Consider the following 14780-nt stretch of genomic DNA (forward strand, 5'->3'; position numbering starts at 1 on the left):
GCCGCGGCCGCGCAGGGGTATCCCCATGTCACGGAGCTGGCCCGGGCGGTGGGCCCCCCCCCCGGGGGCCGCGGGGGCCCCGGCGGCGGCCGCGGGACCCGACTTCCAGTACGTCGGCCAGGACGACAAGGTCCACGGACTGAGCGCCCCGCAGGGCTGTGCGGCGGCACAGGGCGGGGGCGGCCGGGCGGTCAGCAACCGCGGCCGGACCACCGTGACCCTGTACCGGGAGCCGCACTGCACCGGCGCCCCGGTGGCGGTGTTGCGGCCCGGAACGGTCACCCCGGTCCGGCCGTACTTCGCGTCCGTGCGCTTTTCCGTCACCGGGTAGGAGCAGCGGCCGTGACCCCTGGGCGGTCACGGCGTTGTATGCCATGTCAAATGCCGCAGCTCTGCGGCGATCCAATCTCACGAGGAGATCTTGATGTCGCGTATCGCGAAGGCATTCGCCATCACCGCTGTCGCCGGTACCGCCGTGGCGGCCGGTGCGGGTCTGGCCGTCGCCGATGCCGGAGCGCACGGTGCGGCGATCGGCTCCCCCGGTGTCCTGTCGGGCAACCTGGTCCAGGTCCCCGTGCACGTCCCGGTCAACGTCTGCGGCAACACCGTGAACGTGATCGCCCTGCTCAACCCGGCGTTCGGCAACACCTGCGTCAACGCGTCGGGTGGCGACGAGCACCACACCGAGGGCTACGGCGAGTGATCACCCGCCACCGGACCGTATGACCGAGTCACCGAGGGCCCCCGCCGGACCCTAGGTTCTAGTGGTCGTCGCAACACCCCAGCTCAGGGGATGCGATGGACTTCGAGATCCAGGACAGCAGGAAGCCGCAGGGTTCTCGGAACGGCGGCGCCACCGATCACCTCGGTGGCGCCGCTGCCTGCGTCTGCACCGCCGGGTCCATCGCGGTATCTGAGCGAATCCGAGCGCATCCACATCGCCGACCGCCTCCGGGAAAACGCGGGTGTTCGGGTCAACGCCGCCGAGCTGGGCCGCAGCGCCCCGACCATCAGCCGAGAGATCCGCCGCAACCGCACTACCGAGTCCAACGGCCGCTCCTACTGCCGACCCCATGCCGCCCAGCGCCGCGCCGAGCGACGCCGCCCCCGTCCCAAGACGGGATAGGCCGCAACCAGCAGCTTCGAGACTTCATCCAGCAGCATCTGGCCCGGCGATGGAGCCCGGAACAGATCTGCCACGCTCTGCGCAGGCGCTTCCCCGACCGGCCGGAGATGCACGTGGTCCACGAGACGATCTACCAGGCCCTCTACGTCCAGGGCCGGGGAGAACTACGGCGTGAGCTGACCCGGGCCCTGCGGACCGGCCGGGCCATCCGCCGGCCCCATCGTCACCAGCACGCTGACAGCCCCGATTCGCCGGCCCGATGGTGGTGATCAGCGACCGGCCCGCCGAGGCCGATGACCGCGCCGTGCCCGGCCACTGGGAAGGCGACCTCATCGTCGGCCCCACATCCCGCTCGGCAATCGCCACGCTGGTCGAACGCAGCACCCGCTACCTCATGCTCGTCCACCTACCGACCGGACACGGCGCGGCTGCCGTCCGCCAGGCCCTGGTCGACACCGTCAAGGACCTGCCGCCCCAGCTCAAGCGTTCCCTGACCTGGGATCAGGGCTGCGAAATGGCCGCAAACCGGGCGTTCAGCATCGACACCGCCGTCCCCGTCTACTTCTGCGATCCGGACAGCCCCAGGCAGCGCGGCTCGAACGAGAACACCAACGGCCTGCTGCGGCAGTACTTCCCCAAGGGCACCGATCCGTCCCAGCACACCAGCGATGACCTCGCCGCCGTCGCCGCCGAGCTCAACAGCCGCCCACGCAAAACGCTCGGCTGGGAAACCCCAGCCGAGCGTCTGTCCAAACTGCTCGCGGCTTGATCAACCCACCACGCGTTGCCACGACCCCTGGAATCTGCCTCGGGCGGGGGCCCTTTCGGTGCCCGGGGCGGGGTGCCCGCGGAGGGGTGCTCACTCGTAGCGGTACTGGCCCTGATGCCGGAGCATCTCGCGCGGCGTGACGTCCCACGGGGGCATCGGCTCGTCCAGGGCGATCACCCGGCCGTGCTGGGGGTCGCCCAGCGGCGGGGGCGCGGCGGGCAGGTAGCCGGAATCCGGGTGCTTCTGCTGCCAGCGGTCCCAGATCAGGTCCACGAAGGCGTGGTGCAGCCAGAACACCGGGTCGTTGGGAGCGGTGCCGCCCGTCATGTGGCCGCCGATCCACTGGTGGACCTTGTTGTGGTTGCGCCAGCGCTCGCTCTTGGGCGCCGCCCAGCCCTCCAGCTTGTTGCGGAAGCCGCCGCCGCGCGCCGTGGAGTCCCATGGCGCGCTGTCGTAGGCGGGGTCGTCGACCGCCCACTGGAGCTCGGCCTTGGAAGGCAGTGTGATCGGGTTCTGCGGGCGGCCCAGGTTGCGGGTGAGGTAGCGGGCCTCGGAGACGCCGACGGTCACCGTCCAGTCGCCCCGCCCGTAGGCGAAGGGGCCGGTCGTCACCTGGTGGTCGCCGTCGCGGCCGGTGCCGCCGAGGAAGTCCTCCGCCCACAGCGTGGATGCGGGGCTGTTGTCGGTGGTCCAGTCCCAGTACGGGATGGAGACGCCGGCGTCGACGGAACGCAGCTGCTTCTCGAACTCCAGCAGATAGCGCCGGTGCCAGGGGAAGAAGGACGGGGACATGTGTCCGACGCGCAGTTTGCGGTCGCGGTCCGGCACGAAGTACTTGCCGTGGGTGCGGACGAACTGGTCGTAGGTGCCGTTCCGCTTGAGTTCGAGCACGGCCGACGTGAACCGCTGCTTCTGGGCGCGGGTCAGGTCCTTCTGGTTCTGCCGGGTGTACAAGGCGGGGCTCCTGCCGTCAGCCGTGGTGGGGGGCGGCCATCGCCAGTTGCACGGTGCCCAGCTCGTCCACCGCCGCGCGGGCCACCTCCATCGGGGTGGCGAAGGACTCGAAGTGGTTGACCCCGCTGAGGTAGCTGCCGTCGGCCCGGCGCATCACGTGCAGCGGCCGCCCGTCGATGCGTACCGTGGCCGCGGCGAGGTCGACGCTGATGTGGCGGCCGCGGTACGACTCCTCCACGAGCGGGGCCGGGGTGAGCGTCTGGCGGGGACGCCGGGCGCGCAGGACGGGTGCCAGGGCCGCCCCGGCGCCGGCGAGCACCGCCGCGGTGAAGGCCGACCGGAGGACCGCGCGACGGGTGAGTGGTGCGGCGGATGCTGCGTACATGCGTTCTCCTCGCTCGATGGCCCGTGCTACGCGGTCTAACGCGGCCCGGCGGACGAGGTCACCCCCGGGGGTACGGGTACCCCCGGGGGTGGGGGGAGGGCTACGGCGCCGGGAGTTCGGCGAAGTCGGCGACGAGACTGCGGTGGTGGCCGGCCGTTCCCAGGGCCTGTGAGTCGGCCTTGGCCCGTTTGAGGTACAAGTGCGCCGGGTGCTCCCAGGTCATGCCGATCCCGCCGTGCAGCTGGACGCATTCCTCGGCGGCCCGCACCGCGACCCCGGAGCAGTAGGCCTGGGCGACGGCGATCGTCAGCGGCGCGTCGGCGGTGCCGGTGGCGAGGGCGTCGGCGGCGGCGCGGGCGGCGGCCCGGGCCGAGGCGACGTCGAGCCAGAGCCGGGCGAGGCGGTGCTTGAGCGCCTGGAAGGACCCGATGGGCCGGTTGAACTGGTGGCGGGTCCGGACGTGGGCCACCGTCTCGGTCAGGCACCACTCGGCGATGCCGACCTGCTCGGAGGCGAGCAGCCCGGCGCCCGCGAGCAGCGCCCCGGCGACCGCGGCGCGCGCGGTGGCGGGGTCGGCCAGCCGGGTCCCGGCGGCGTCGTCGAGGCGGACGGTGGCGAGCGGGCGGGTCAGGTCCAGCGGGACCAGCGGCGTGAGCGAGACCTGCGCCACCGGCACGGCGTACAGGCCGGTGTCGGCCAGGACGAGCAGTACGTCGGCGGCCACCGCGTCGGCGACGAAGCCCACGGAGCCGCTCAGCAGCCCGCCCCCGCCGTCCCGCACCGGCGCCGGCAGCGGTGCGCCGGGGGCCAGGGTCAGCGGCACGGCCGGTACGCACACCTGCCGGCCGGAGGCCACCTCCCGCAGCAGCGCGGCCACTTCGGCCGAGGACGGGTCGCAGCCGAGCAGGATCTCCGTCGCCAGGACCGCGCTCGTCAGGTACGGGAGCGGCGCCACGGCCCGGCCCAGCTCCTCCAGCACCACCGCCGCCTCGCGGTGGCCCGCGCCCTGGCCGCCGAGCTTCTCCGGGACGAGCAGCCCGGCGGCCCCGATCCCGGCGGCCAGGGTGCTCCACAGCCCGGGGTCGTGGGGCCGGCCGCCCTCGGCCCGGGCGAGCACCGCCGCGGGCGGGCAGCGGTCGGTGAGCAGGGCCCGCACGGCCGAGCGCAGTGCCTCCTCCGTCTCGGAGTAGAGCAGGTCGAAGGGTGCGCTCATCGGGCCAGGTCCTTCCAGGCGAGGTCCTTGTCGTCGCGCGGCTCGGGGGGCAGACCCAGGACGCGTTCGGCGACGATGTTGAGGAGGATTTCGCTGGTGCCGCCCTCGATGCTGTTGCCCTTGGCGCGCAGGTAGCGGTAGCCGGCGTCCCTGCCGGTGAAATCGACGGTCTCGGGGCGGCGCATGGTCCAGTCCTCGTACAGGAGCCCCTCTTCGGCGAGGAGTTCCAGTTCCAGTCCGCTGATCTCCTGGTTGAGGCGGGCGAAGGTGAGTTTCATGCCGCTGCCTTCGGGACCGGGCTGGCCGGCGGCGAGCTGCTGGCGCAGCCGTTCGCCGGTGAGCCGGGCCACCTCCGCCTCGACCCACAGTTCCAGGAGCCGCTGGTGCAGGGCGTGGGTACGCAGTTCGGGGCGCTCGCGCCAGGCCGTGGCGACGGGGGCGATCATGCCGCCCTCGCGGGGGATGCGCATGCCGCCGATGGAGACGCGTTCGTTCATGAGGGTGGTGCGGGCGACGGCCCAGCCCTGACCGACGGCGCCGAGCCGGTGGGCGTCGGGGATGCGGACGCCGGTGAGGAAGACCTCGTTGAACTCCGCCTCGCCGGTGATCTGGCGCAGCGGGCGGACTTCCACGCCGGGGGCGTGCATGTCACAGAGGAAGTAGGTGATGCCCTGGTGCTTGGGGAGCGCGGGGTCGGTGCGGGCGATGAGGATCGCCCAGCGGGCGGTGTGGGCGCTGGAGGTCCACACCTTCTGGCCGTCCACGATCCACTCGTCGCTCGCCCCGTCGTGGACGGCGCGGGTGGCGAGCGCCGCCAGGTCCGAGCCGGCGCCGGGCTCGCTGAAGAGCTGGCACCAGACCTCCTCGCCGAGCCACAGTGGCCGCAGGAAGCGCCGCTTCTGCTCCTCGGTTCCGTAGGCGAGGATCGTGGGCGCGGCCATGCCGAGGCCGATGCCGATCCGCCGGGGGTCGTTGTCGGGGGCTCCGGCGGCCTCCAGTCCGGCGTCCACGACGGCTTGCAGGGAGCGGGGTGCGCCGAGGCCGCCGAGGCCCTCGGGGTAGTGCACCCAGGCGAGTCCGGCGTCGAAGCGGGCGCGCAGGAACTCGGCCCGCGGGGTGGTGGCGGGCGGGTGGCCGGCGAGCAGGTCGCGGACGCGGCCGAGCAGGTCCTCCGAGGTGATCACCGGGCACCTCCGCCGAGGGACGGTACGACGACCACCCGTCCGGTGGTCGTGCCGTCGGCGACCCGCTGCACGGCGTCGGCGGCCGCGGCGAGCGGGACGCGTTCGCTGACCAGCGGCCTGACGGCGCCTTCGGCGGCGAGGCGGGTCAGTTCCCCGTGGCAGGCGAGGACGGCGGCGGGCTCCTTGGCGGCGTACAGGCCCCAGTGCAGGCCGAGGATGGCGTAGTTCTTGACGAGGGCGTGGTTGAGGGCGGGGGCGGGAACGGTGCCGCCGGCGAAGCCGACGATGACGATCCGGCCTTCGAAGGCCACGCACTTGGCGGAGGCGGTGTAGGCGTCGCCGCCGACCGGGTCGTAGACCACGTCGGCTCCGCGCCCGCCGGTGAACTCCTTGACGCGGGCGATGACGTCCTCGCCGCGCCGGTCGATGACCAGGTCGCAGCCCAGTTCCTCGGCGGTGCGGACCTTGGCCTTGCCACCGACGACGCCTATGACGGTGGCCCCGGCGGCCTTGCCGAGCTGGACGGCGGCGCTGCCGACCCCGCCGGCGGCGGCGTGCACGAGCAGCGTCTCGCCGGACCGCAGGCGGGCCCGGCGGTGGAGGCCGAACCAGCCGGTCTGGTAGCCGATGTGGAGGGCGGCCGCCTCGGCGTCGTCGAGGGTGTCGGGGGCCGGCAGCAGTGCGTGCGCGGGCGCGGTGACGTACTCGGCGAAACCGCCGTGCGGCAGGCTCGGGTTGGCGATGACGCGGCGGCCGTCCTCGGTCTCGCCGCAGATCTCGACGCCGGGGGTGAAGGGCAGCGGCGGTCGGATCTGGTACTGGCCGCGCGCGAGGAGCGCGTCGGGGAAGTTGACGTTCGCGGCGAGTACCTTGAGCCGTACCTCGCCCCCGCCCGGTACCGGTTCGGGAACCTCTTCGAGGCGCATGGCCTCTCGGGGCTCGCCGGGGGTATGTACGCGCCATGCCTGCATCCGGGGCCTCCAGCCGCCGTCGAGGAACCACACTCCGAGCGCATACTAAGCGGTCGCTTGCCCGTATGGGAACGGTTCCGCCCGCCCCATCGACATGAGCCGCATACGGCACGACGCACCCGGCCGTCCACCGGCGCACAGCCGTTCGACCGGGATAGCATCAACGGTCCGGTGCCGGAGGGGACATGGCACCGCGACGGCACACCACAGGGGGAGTTCAGCGATGGATCACGTTCGCATCAAGCGCGGCGCCGCCGCGGCCGCAGCCGTCACGGCCGTGGCCGGGCTGATCACCGCGGCCGGGCCGGCCGTACCGGCCGGCGCGGCCGCCACCTGCACGCCGAGGATCCATGTGCTCGGCTCGCTGGGGCCCGAAACGTACCAGCGCGACACCCGGCGCACCCAGGGCGTCATGGACCTCGGCGCGGGCAACCTCGCCGTCGGCGTCTCCGGTTACAAGCCCGTCTACTGGACCGGCACCACGGTCCACCGGGTCCCGTTGAGCGACCCCGACAGCACCGGGCAGGTGCTCGCCGTCAACGCCCACGGCCTGATGGTGGGCGTCCTGGACACCTTCGCGGGCACCAGCCTGTTCACGTACCAGCAGGGCGCCCCGGCGATCACCCTGCTGGACGACGGCGACGGGTCCGACGGGGAGGCGGACGTCAACGACGCCGGGTACGTCGTCTCCCGCTCCAGGAACTGGGTCGGCACCGTGTGGAAGGACGGCCGGAAGGTACGGGAGCTGCCCGTCCCGGCGGACGCCGGCCCCGGCACCAGGATCAAGATGGTCACGGGCATCAACCGCGCGGGGGACGTCCTCGGCCAGGCCGAGCAGGATTACGAGGTGCCGGAGACGGGTGAACACCTCCAGGGGACCTACCCGGTGCTGTGGCCGGCGGACGGGACGGCCGCCCGGCTGCCTGCCCCCACCGGCACCGGGACCCTGGAGGAGAGCTACGTCCAGGACCTCGACGAGAGCACGCGGATCGTCGGCTACGACTGGTCCGGGCCGTGGCACGAGTACACGCCGTGGGTCTGGACTCCCCCGCACACCGGCCCCGGCAGCTCCCCGGGAACCCTGAGCACCCACCCGTACGGCACGTTCGAGGCGATCAGCCCCACCACCAACGTGAGCGTCGGCACCGCCAAGTTCCACCCCGAGCAGCTGACCCGGCCGGACCAGGCGCAGCTGTGGCCGGGCTCCGGCCCGGTCATGGCGCTCCCGCGGCTCCCGGCGGGCGGGGCGAGCATGGCCGACGCCGTGTCGGACGACGGCCGGGTGGGCGGGGCGGCCGTGAACGCGAGCGGCAAGCTCAAGCCGGTCGTCTGGACCTGTGCGGCCGAGCAGGCCTACCACCCGGGCAGTTGACATCCACCGGATCCGGGTCCGGTCGTCGGTCCCTGCCCGGGGGTGGTGATCTGGGGGCCGAGGCGCTATCGATGGGGCGCATGGCCTCCCCCACACCTCCGCCCGGCCCGCGCGGGCTTCCCGCGCCGCCGCCGTCCGGTGCATCCGCCCTGCCCGCCCGTACGTACACCGGGCAGACGGTCCTGGTCACCGGCGGCGGGACCGGGCTGGGCAAGGCGATCGCCGCGGAGTTCGCCCGGCTCGGCGCGGACGTGGTGATCGCCGGGCGGCGCCGGGCGCCGCTGGAGGCGGCGTGCGCGGAGCTGGCGGCCGTGCCCGGAGCGGGCCTGGTGACGGCCGCCGTCTGCGACATCCGGGACCCGGAACGGGTCGCGGACGTCTTCGACGCGGCCGCGGCGGCCTCGGGGCGGACGCCGGACGTCCTCGTCAACAATGCCGCCGCCAACTTCCCGTGTCCGGCGGAGGACCTGTCGCCCAACGCCTGGCGGGCGGTCGTGGACATCACCCTGACCGGTACCTGGTTCATGACCCGCGAGTTCGGCCGCCGTCACCTGGCGGCCGGCACCCCGGGGTCGATCGTCAGCATCGGGGCCTCCTACGCCTGGACCGGCGGTCCCGGTTTCGCGCACAGCGGCCGCGAAGGCGGGCGTGAAGAACCTGGTGGAGACGCTCGCCGTCGAGTGGGGCCCGTACGGCATCCGGATCAACGGCCTGGTGCCCGGCCTGTTCCCGCACGAGGACATGACGGTGGACATCCTCGACGGCCTCGACCGGGCCGCCCGGCACGGCGGCGGGAACGCCGCCCGGCAGCCCGCCCTGCGGGTCGGGGAGGCGCGCGAACTGGGCTGGGCGGCCACTTTCCTCGCCTCCCCCTACGCCGGCTTCATCACCGGGCACACCCTGGTGGTCGACGGTGCGAACTGGCAGCGCCGGTCACTGGTCAACCCGGATGTGGTCCCGGTGCGCGAGCAGTTGGGGCACGGCCCGTTCACCCCCTGAGATGGCATCGTGCAGCGCTGACGGGCCGGCCCGCGGCCGCGGGCGGGACTCACCCCCCGGTGAACCGCGGGGGCCGGCGGGCCGCCTTCGCGCCGTAGCCCTCGCCCGCGTCCCGCGAGGTGAGGGTGAGGGCCGCCGTCATCGCCACCCGGTCGAGGGCGGCCGGGAGGGCGGCGTCCGCATAGGCGTCGACGGCGCGCTTGATGCCCTGGACGGCGAGGGGAGCGTTGGCGGCGATCTCCGCGGCCACCGCGCGGGCGGTCGCGTCGAGTTCCGCGCCCGGTACGACGAGCTGGACCAGGCCCCGGCGTTCGGCGGTGGCGGCGTCGATGCGGCGGCCCGTCAGCGCGAGGTACTTCGCCCAGCCCGCGCCCGCTTCGCGGGCGATGCGCAGGTCGCCCCCCGCGTCCACCGCCACGCCGAGGCCCGCCTCCGGCAGGGCGAAGACGGCGTCTTCGGCGGCCACCCGGATGTCGGCCATCAGGGCCAGTTCGAAGCCGAAGCCGAGGCAGTGTCCCTGCACCGCGGCGACCACCGGCTGCGGGAGCCCGGCGAGGACCGCGAAGCGCTCGTGGGCCCAGCGGACGCCCTCGTAGTAGTTCCGGTTTCGTTCGGCGGCGGTCTCCCCGGTGATCGCTCCGCCCGGCGCCTTGACGTCGATCCCGGCGCAGAACGCCCGGCCCTCGGCCCGTAGCAGGACCACCCGTACGTCCGGACGGAAGCGGATCCGGTCGGCCAGCAGGCCCAGCTGGCGGGTGGACTCCCAGCTCCAGCCGTTGAGCCGGTCCGGGCGGCAGAGGGTGAGGACGGCGACCGCGTTCGCCACCCGCAGCCGGATCCGCTCCTCGCCCTCCGCGATGTCCGTGCTGGTGGTGTCGATCACCGGACCCCCCGCTGCCTGACGGATCGTCAGTCCAGCGGCGCGGCGGTCAGCGCGGGAAGAGCTCGAACGCGACCGCCGGGCGCCCGCCGAACCGGGCCGCCACCTGCTCGGCGTTGCCCGTGAGGAAGCCACGGACGTACTCCTCGGGATCCTGGTCGGTCAGCACCTCGATGTACGTCTTGTGCTGCAGCAGGGATTCGACGGAGCGTTCGAGGCCGGGGCCCGCGTCGGCCGCGTGCGTCGGCGTGGTGGTGCCCGATACCGCGACCCAGCGCACTCCGTCCCAGGGCTCCAGGCCGTGCTCCGAGATGAGTTCGGGGAAGATCCAGCGGTTCCCCGCGTCACCGGCGGCGTCCAGCGTGGCGCGGCCGACGGCCTTGTGGTCGGGGGTGTTCCAGAAGCCGCCGCCGTCCGCCCCGCCCCAGGTGTCCCGGTGGTTGAGGGTGATGACGAGTTCGGGGCGGTGGCGCCGGATGGCCGCGGCGATGTCCCGGCGCAGGCCGAGCCCGTACTCCACGACACCGTCCCGGTGGTCGAGGAACTCCACCGTCGCGACTCCGACGACCGCAGCGCTGGCCCGCTGCTCCGCCTCGCGCACGGAGGCGCACTCGGCAGGTGCGATGGTGTCGATGCCCGCCTCGCCGCGCGTGGCGAGGAGGTAGACGACCTCCCGTCCGCCGTCCGTCCAGTCGGCGACGGCGGCCGCGCAGCCGTATTCCAGGTCGTCGGGGTGAGCGACGACCGCCAGGGCGCGTTGCCAGTCGGTGGGCATGGGCTGCAAGGGGGCTGCCTGCGCGGCCTGTTGTTCGCTCATGCCCGCACAATAGGCGAACGGAGCGGCCCGGCGCGGCGGCCGCACCGCGCCGGGGCCGGCCGTGATCTGCCGCCGAGCGCGACGCCGCGCGGCCGGGCAGGCCCTACGGCGTCAGAGGAGGACCACCGAGCGGAGCACCTCGCCCCGCTGCATCCGCCCGAAGGCCGCTTCGACCGCGTCGAGCGGGATCGTCTCGGACACGAAGGCGTCGAGGTCCAGCCGGCCCTGGAGGTAGAGGTCGATGAGCATCGGGAAGTCGCGCTCCGGCAGGCAGTCCCCGTACCAGGAGGACTTGAGGGCTCCGCCGCGCCCGAAGACGTCCAGGAGCGGCAGTTCGAGCTGCATCTCGGGAGTCGGGACACCCACGAGCACCACGGTTCCGGCGAGGTCGCGCGCGTAGAAGGCCTGCCGGTAGGTCTCGGGGCGGCCCACGGCCTCGATGACCACGTCGGCGCCGTTGCCGCCGGTCAGTTCCCGCACGGCCTCGACCACGTCCTCGGTGCGGCCGTTGACGGTGTGGGTGGCGCCCAGGCCGCGCGCCCACTCCAGCTTCCGGTCGTCGAGGTCGACGGCGATGATGCGCGAGGCGCCGGCCAGCCGGGCGCCCGCCACCGCCGCGCTGCCCACTCCCCCGCAGCCGATGACGGCGACGGAGTCCCCCCGGCCGACGTCGCCGGTGTTCAGGGCGGCGCCCAGGCCCGCCATCACCCCGCAGCCGAGCAGCCCCGCGGCGGCGGGCGAGGCGGCCGGGTCGACCTTCGTGCACTGCCCGGCCGCCACCAGGGTCTTCTCGGCGAAGGCGCCGATGCCGAGGGCCGGCGAGAGCGGCGTGCCGTCCTCCAGCGTCATGGGCTGGGCCGCGTTGTGCGTGGCGAAGCAGTACCACGGGCGGCCGCGGCGGCACGCGCGGCAGTTCCCGCAGACCGCACGCCAGTTGAGGATGACGAAGTCGCCGGGCGCGATGGAGGTGACGTCCGGGCCGACCGATTCCACGACCCCGGCCGCTTCGTGGCCGAGGAGGAAGGGGAACTCGTCGTTGATGCCGCCCTCGCGGTAGTGCAGGTCGGTGTGGCAGACCCCGCAGGCCTGCACCTTGACCAGCGCCTCGCCGGGACCCGGGTCCGGCACGAGGATCGTGGTCGTCTCCACCGGCGCGCCCTTGCTCCGCGCGATGACCCCTCGTACGCGATGCGTCACTTCGTACCCCGCTCCTGGTCGGCTCTGTCCGGATCACCGAACGTACACGGGCGGCGCCCGGCGCGGGAGTTGCGTCACCCCGCGGCGCGGGATCCGGCCGGTTCCGGCGGTACGGCGTCCCGCAGCGCCGCCCCCGGCGCGGCGACGGCGGGGTGGCCGGCGGCTCCGCTGCGGAAGGCGAGCACCGTCCGGCGTGCCATGGGCAGCCGGGTGAGACCGACGCCGTCCCGGTCGGATGCGGTGACGCCGAGCTGCGGGACGACGGCCACCCCCTGCCCGGCGGCGACGGGGGGCGAGGACGGTGGCGCTCGTCGACCCGGTGCCGGATCCGGGGTTCGAAGCCCGCCGCCCGGCACGCCCGTACGGTCATGGCGCGGCAGAGCGTGCCGGGCGCGGCGGTGGTCCAGGGCGTTCCGGCGTGGCGGCGCAGCACCTCCTCCTGGCCGGTCCGGGTGTCCCCCGCGCCTGCGCCGGGGGCGGCGGGGACGGCCGGGGCCGCCAGGTACAGGGACTCCACGAACAGCGGCGCGGCGGCCAGGCCGGCTCGCGCGCCGCCGGGACGAAGTCGCCCTGGTGGATGAGGGCCGCGTCGAGGTCACCGACGCGGAGCGCGTGCGCGACCGCGACCGGGTCGGTGTCGCGGACCATCGGCTCCAGCCCGGGACGGCGGCGGGCGAGGAGGCCCAGGGCGGCCGGGACGGCGGCCCGGGTGGCGGTGGGGAAGGACCCGATGCGCCGGGCTCCGGCCGGACCGCGACGGGCCTTCGCGAGCTCGGCGCCGGCCTGCTCCAGCCGCTCCAGGACGGCTTCGGCGTGCCGGACGAGGCTCTGGCCGGCCGGGGTGAGCCGGACCCGGCGGCCGGTCCGCTCCAGCAGGGGCAGACCGGCTTCGCGTTCGAGGACGCCCAGTTGCCGGGACACCGCCGAAGGGCTGAAAGCGAGGGCTTCGGGCACGGCGGCGATGGCGCCCCGGCGGTGACGTCGCCGCCGATGCGCTGGAGGCGCTCGCGCACGAGGTGCTCGACCCGGGCACCACCGGGCCCGTGGCCCTCGGCACGACCGCGGAGCCGGCCGTGCTCGACGGGCGGAGCAGGATCTGGTGACCACCGTCTGCGCCCGGGTCTGCCGCGAGCGGGGCGCACCGCTGACGGTGGCGCGGGGGCGAGCGGGACCCGGGCCGCCGAGGCCGCGCCGGCCCGGCTGGCGCGCCGGCCGCGGGTGGGGGCGGCGCTGGTGCCGGTGTCCTCGTTCGTACGGCCCGCGGCGGCGGGGGTGGCGGCGCACTTCGCGCGGCCGGCCGAGGTGAGTCCGGTACCGCTGGTCGTCCACCACGTCCCGTACCGGACGGGGCAGCCGCTGGACGCGGGCGCGCTGCGGGCGCTCGGGGAACTGTCCGGGGTGGCTGGGGTGAAGTACGCGGTCGGCGGGACCGACCAGGACGCGGTGGCGCTGCTCGCCGGACTCCGCGCGGGTTTCGCGTCCCTGGCAGGTGACGACGTGCACCTCTCGCCGCTGCCCGCGCTCGGCGCGGCGGGCGGGATCCTCGCCTCGGCGCACGTGGCGACGGACCGGTAGGCCGAGCTCGCCGCTGTCCGGCGGCCGGGGGACGTCCCGCGGGCCCGGGCTCTGGGCCAGGCCCTCGCCCGGCTCTCGGCGGCGCTGTTCGGGGAGCCCAACCCGGCCGTGCCCAAAGGCGTGTTGTACGCCCGGCCCTCCCCGGACGTCCGCCTCCCGCTGCTGCCGGCGTCGCGGGCGGCGCTGATGGACGCCCTCGGGGCCCTCGCGGATCTCCCGCCTGCCGCGGGACCCCTCCCGGGGCGGCGCCCCTGAGGGGCAAATCGGACTTCCCGGCGCCGGAAAGCGCCCTTTGTGGGCGATTCGCGCATTACAGCCGGGTCGCCCGAATCCGCTACCCGGAGGGGCGAGTTGCCCCGGTTTGCCGCAACGGCCTTCCGCCCGTGATGTGAGTCACTACGGGCGTATCAACATCAATTCCGGCAAAGGCCGGATTCCCTTTCCCCGGAAAGAAAGTTGGCATTCCGGGGAACGCATTCCCAAGGTCATTTACCGGGCGGCCTGCGGGAAGTCGATCATCCGGTGGAATTCACGCCTTGTTCCGGTCGCCCGGATTCGCCTACGGTCACCTCGTTCCCAGTGGCCGCCCGTTGAAACCGGCCGCCACGAGGGCTCTCCCGTACCCCCACGTGAGGAATTGCGCCATGCCGCCAAAGGGTAAGCACCGCCGGCCGAAGCAGAACCCGATCGCCCGCAAGCTGGCCATCGCCGGCACGGGCGGGGCGGCCCTCGCCCTCCCGCTGGTCAGCGCGACCACGGCCGGTGCGACGGAGACGACCGCCGCGCCCACCACGTACTCCGTGGTCGCCGGTGACACCCTTTCGAAGATCGCCGCCGAGCACTCGGTGAGCGGCGGCTGGCAGCAGCTCTACGCGGCGAACAAGAGCGTCGTCGGCGCCAACCCCTCGATCATCCAGCCCGGCATCAGGCTGACCCTCGGTACGGCGCCGAAGACGGCGAAGGCCACGGCCACGGCGGTGCAGGCCGCGGCGCGCCCCGCCACCTCCTACGCCAACAACCTGGACGGCTGGATACGCCAGTCGCTGGACATCATGGCCCAGCACGGTATTCCCGGGAGTTACAACGGAATTCTGCGCAATGTGATGCGCGAGTCCTCGGGCAATCCCATGGCGATCAACAACTGGGACTCCAACGCCGCGGCCGGTATTCCCTCCAAGGGGCTGCTCCAGGTCATCGACCCGACCTTCCGCGCCTACCACGTACCGGGAACTCCGCTGAACTCCTACGACCCGGTCGCGAACATCACCGCCGCGTGCAATTACGCGGCCGCCCGTTACGGGTCGATCGACAACGTCAACGGCCCGTACTAAAGAGGCC

Annotated in this window: 16 protein-coding genes and 2 pseudogenes; 8 read left to right on the forward strand and 10 right to left on the reverse strand. The window is 73.9% G+C overall.

All coding sequences use genetic code 11. The features are described 5' to 3' along the window. Positions 1-25: 25 nt before the first annotated feature. From ACWGH1_RS26035 to ACWGH1_RS26045, 3 genes and pseudogenes are all read left to right on the forward strand, one after another. The gene (locus ACWGH1_RS26035) at positions 26-331 is read left to right on the forward strand and encodes a hypothetical protein (RefSeq protein ID WP_453409044.1); all 306 of its coding nucleotides are present in this window, start codon (positions 26-28) and stop codon (positions 329-331) included. 93 nt (positions 332-424) lie between these two features. Beyond that, the gene (locus ACWGH1_RS26040) at positions 425-703 is read left to right on the forward strand and encodes a chaplin (protein ID WP_136212270.1); all 279 of its coding nucleotides are present in this window, start codon (positions 425-427) and stop codon (positions 701-703) included. Positions 704-865: 162 nt separating this feature from the next. Next, positions 866-1895, forward strand: a pseudogene (locus ACWGH1_RS26045) (IS30 family transposase); the annotation flags it as partial. A 90-nt stretch (positions 1896-1985) separates the two neighbouring features. Here the strand turns inward: ACWGH1_RS26045 and ACWGH1_RS26050 are convergent. From ACWGH1_RS26050 to ACWGH1_RS26070, 5 genes are all read right to left on the reverse strand, one after another. After that, positions 1986-2849: a tyrosinase family protein gene (locus tag ACWGH1_RS26050; protein ID WP_453355476.1), complete on the reverse strand. Its 864-nt coding sequence runs from the start codon at positions 2847-2849 to the stop codon at positions 1986-1988. A gap of 16 nt (positions 2850-2865) precedes the next feature. Then, on the reverse strand, positions 2866-3234 hold the full coding sequence (locus ACWGH1_RS26055; protein ID WP_453355477.1) for a tyrosinase family oxidase copper chaperone: 369 nt from the start codon (positions 3232-3234) through the stop codon (positions 2866-2868). 100 nt (positions 3235-3334) lie between these two features. Continuing rightward, positions 3335-4447: an acyl-CoA dehydrogenase family protein gene (locus ACWGH1_RS26060; RefSeq protein ID WP_453355478.1), complete on the reverse strand. Its 1113-nt coding sequence runs from the start codon at positions 4445-4447 to the stop codon at positions 3335-3337. Next, a complete protein-coding gene (locus ACWGH1_RS26065) occupies positions 4444-5631 on the reverse strand; it encodes an acyl-CoA dehydrogenase family protein (RefSeq protein ID WP_453355479.1) in 1188 nt (395 codons plus the stop codon). Before ACWGH1_RS26065 ends, ACWGH1_RS26060 begins: the two co-directional genes overlap by 4 nt. Then, positions 5628-6602, reverse strand: coding sequence for an NADPH:quinone oxidoreductase family protein (locus ACWGH1_RS26070; RefSeq protein ID WP_453355480.1), 975 nt, complete (start codon positions 6600-6602; stop codon positions 5628-5630). Before ACWGH1_RS26070 ends, ACWGH1_RS26065 begins: the two co-directional genes overlap by 4 nt. A 223-nt stretch (positions 6603-6825) precedes the next feature. Between ACWGH1_RS26070 and ACWGH1_RS26075 the strand changes: the two genes are divergently transcribed. The 3 genes and pseudogenes from ACWGH1_RS26075 (at position 6826) to ACWGH1_RS26085 (ending at position 8973) form a co-directional block, all read left to right on the forward strand. Next, entirely contained in the window at positions 6826-7974 is a 1149-nt protein-coding gene (locus tag ACWGH1_RS26075) for a hypothetical protein (protein WP_453409045.1), read from the forward strand. A gap of 80 nt (positions 7975-8054) precedes the next feature. After that, positions 8055-8537 (forward strand): annotated as a pseudogene (locus ACWGH1_RS26080) (SDR family NAD(P)-dependent oxidoreductase); the annotation flags it as partial. 85 nt (positions 8538-8622) lie between these two features. Then, a complete protein-coding gene (locus ACWGH1_RS26085; protein WP_453409046.1) occupies positions 8623-8973 on the forward strand; it encodes an SDR family oxidoreductase in 351 nt (116 codons plus the stop codon). Positions 8974-9022: 49 nt separating this feature from the next. Here ACWGH1_RS26085 and ACWGH1_RS26090 read toward each other — a convergent pair whose 3' ends face one another. The 5 genes from ACWGH1_RS26090 to ACWGH1_RS26110 form a co-directional block, all read right to left on the reverse strand. Next, positions 9023-9856, reverse strand: coding sequence for an enoyl-CoA hydratase/isomerase family protein (locus ACWGH1_RS26090; RefSeq protein WP_453409047.1), 834 nt, complete (start codon positions 9854-9856; stop codon positions 9023-9025). Positions 9857-9902: 46 nt separating this feature from the next. After that, positions 9903-10670, reverse strand: a complete 768-nt coding sequence (locus ACWGH1_RS26095; RefSeq protein ID WP_453357743.1) for a PIG-L deacetylase family protein — start codon at positions 10668-10670, stop codon at positions 9903-9905. Between the two features lie 111 nt (positions 10671-10781). Continuing rightward, on the reverse strand, positions 10782-11867 hold the full coding sequence (locus ACWGH1_RS26100) for an S-(hydroxymethyl)mycothiol dehydrogenase (RefSeq protein ID WP_453357403.1): 1086 nt from the start codon (positions 11865-11867) through the stop codon (positions 10782-10784). Between the two features lie 74 nt (positions 11868-11941). Further along, positions 11942-12136: a hypothetical protein gene (locus ACWGH1_RS26105; protein WP_453357404.1), complete on the reverse strand. Its 195-nt coding sequence runs from the start codon at positions 12134-12136 to the stop codon at positions 11942-11944. 97 nt (positions 12137-12233) lie between these two features. Then, complete coding sequence (locus ACWGH1_RS26110) at positions 12234-12821, reverse strand: LysR family transcriptional regulator (protein WP_453357405.1); 588 nt, start codon at positions 12819-12821, stop codon at positions 12234-12236. Between the two features lie 36 nt (positions 12822-12857). Here ACWGH1_RS26110 and ACWGH1_RS26115 point away from each other — a divergent pair, with 36 nt between their 5' ends. Further along, entirely contained in the window at positions 12858-13442 is a 585-nt protein-coding gene (locus ACWGH1_RS26115) for a dihydrodipicolinate synthase family protein (protein ID WP_453409056.1), read from the forward strand. A gap of 644 nt (positions 13443-14086) precedes the next feature. Beyond that, on the forward strand, positions 14087-14773 hold the full coding sequence (locus tag ACWGH1_RS26120; protein WP_453356871.1) for a LysM peptidoglycan-binding domain-containing protein: 687 nt from the start codon (positions 14087-14089) through the stop codon (positions 14771-14773). The last annotated feature ends 7 nt before the right edge of the window (positions 14774-14780 follow it).

The organism is Streptomyces sp. NPDC054883, from assembly GCF_053610645.1.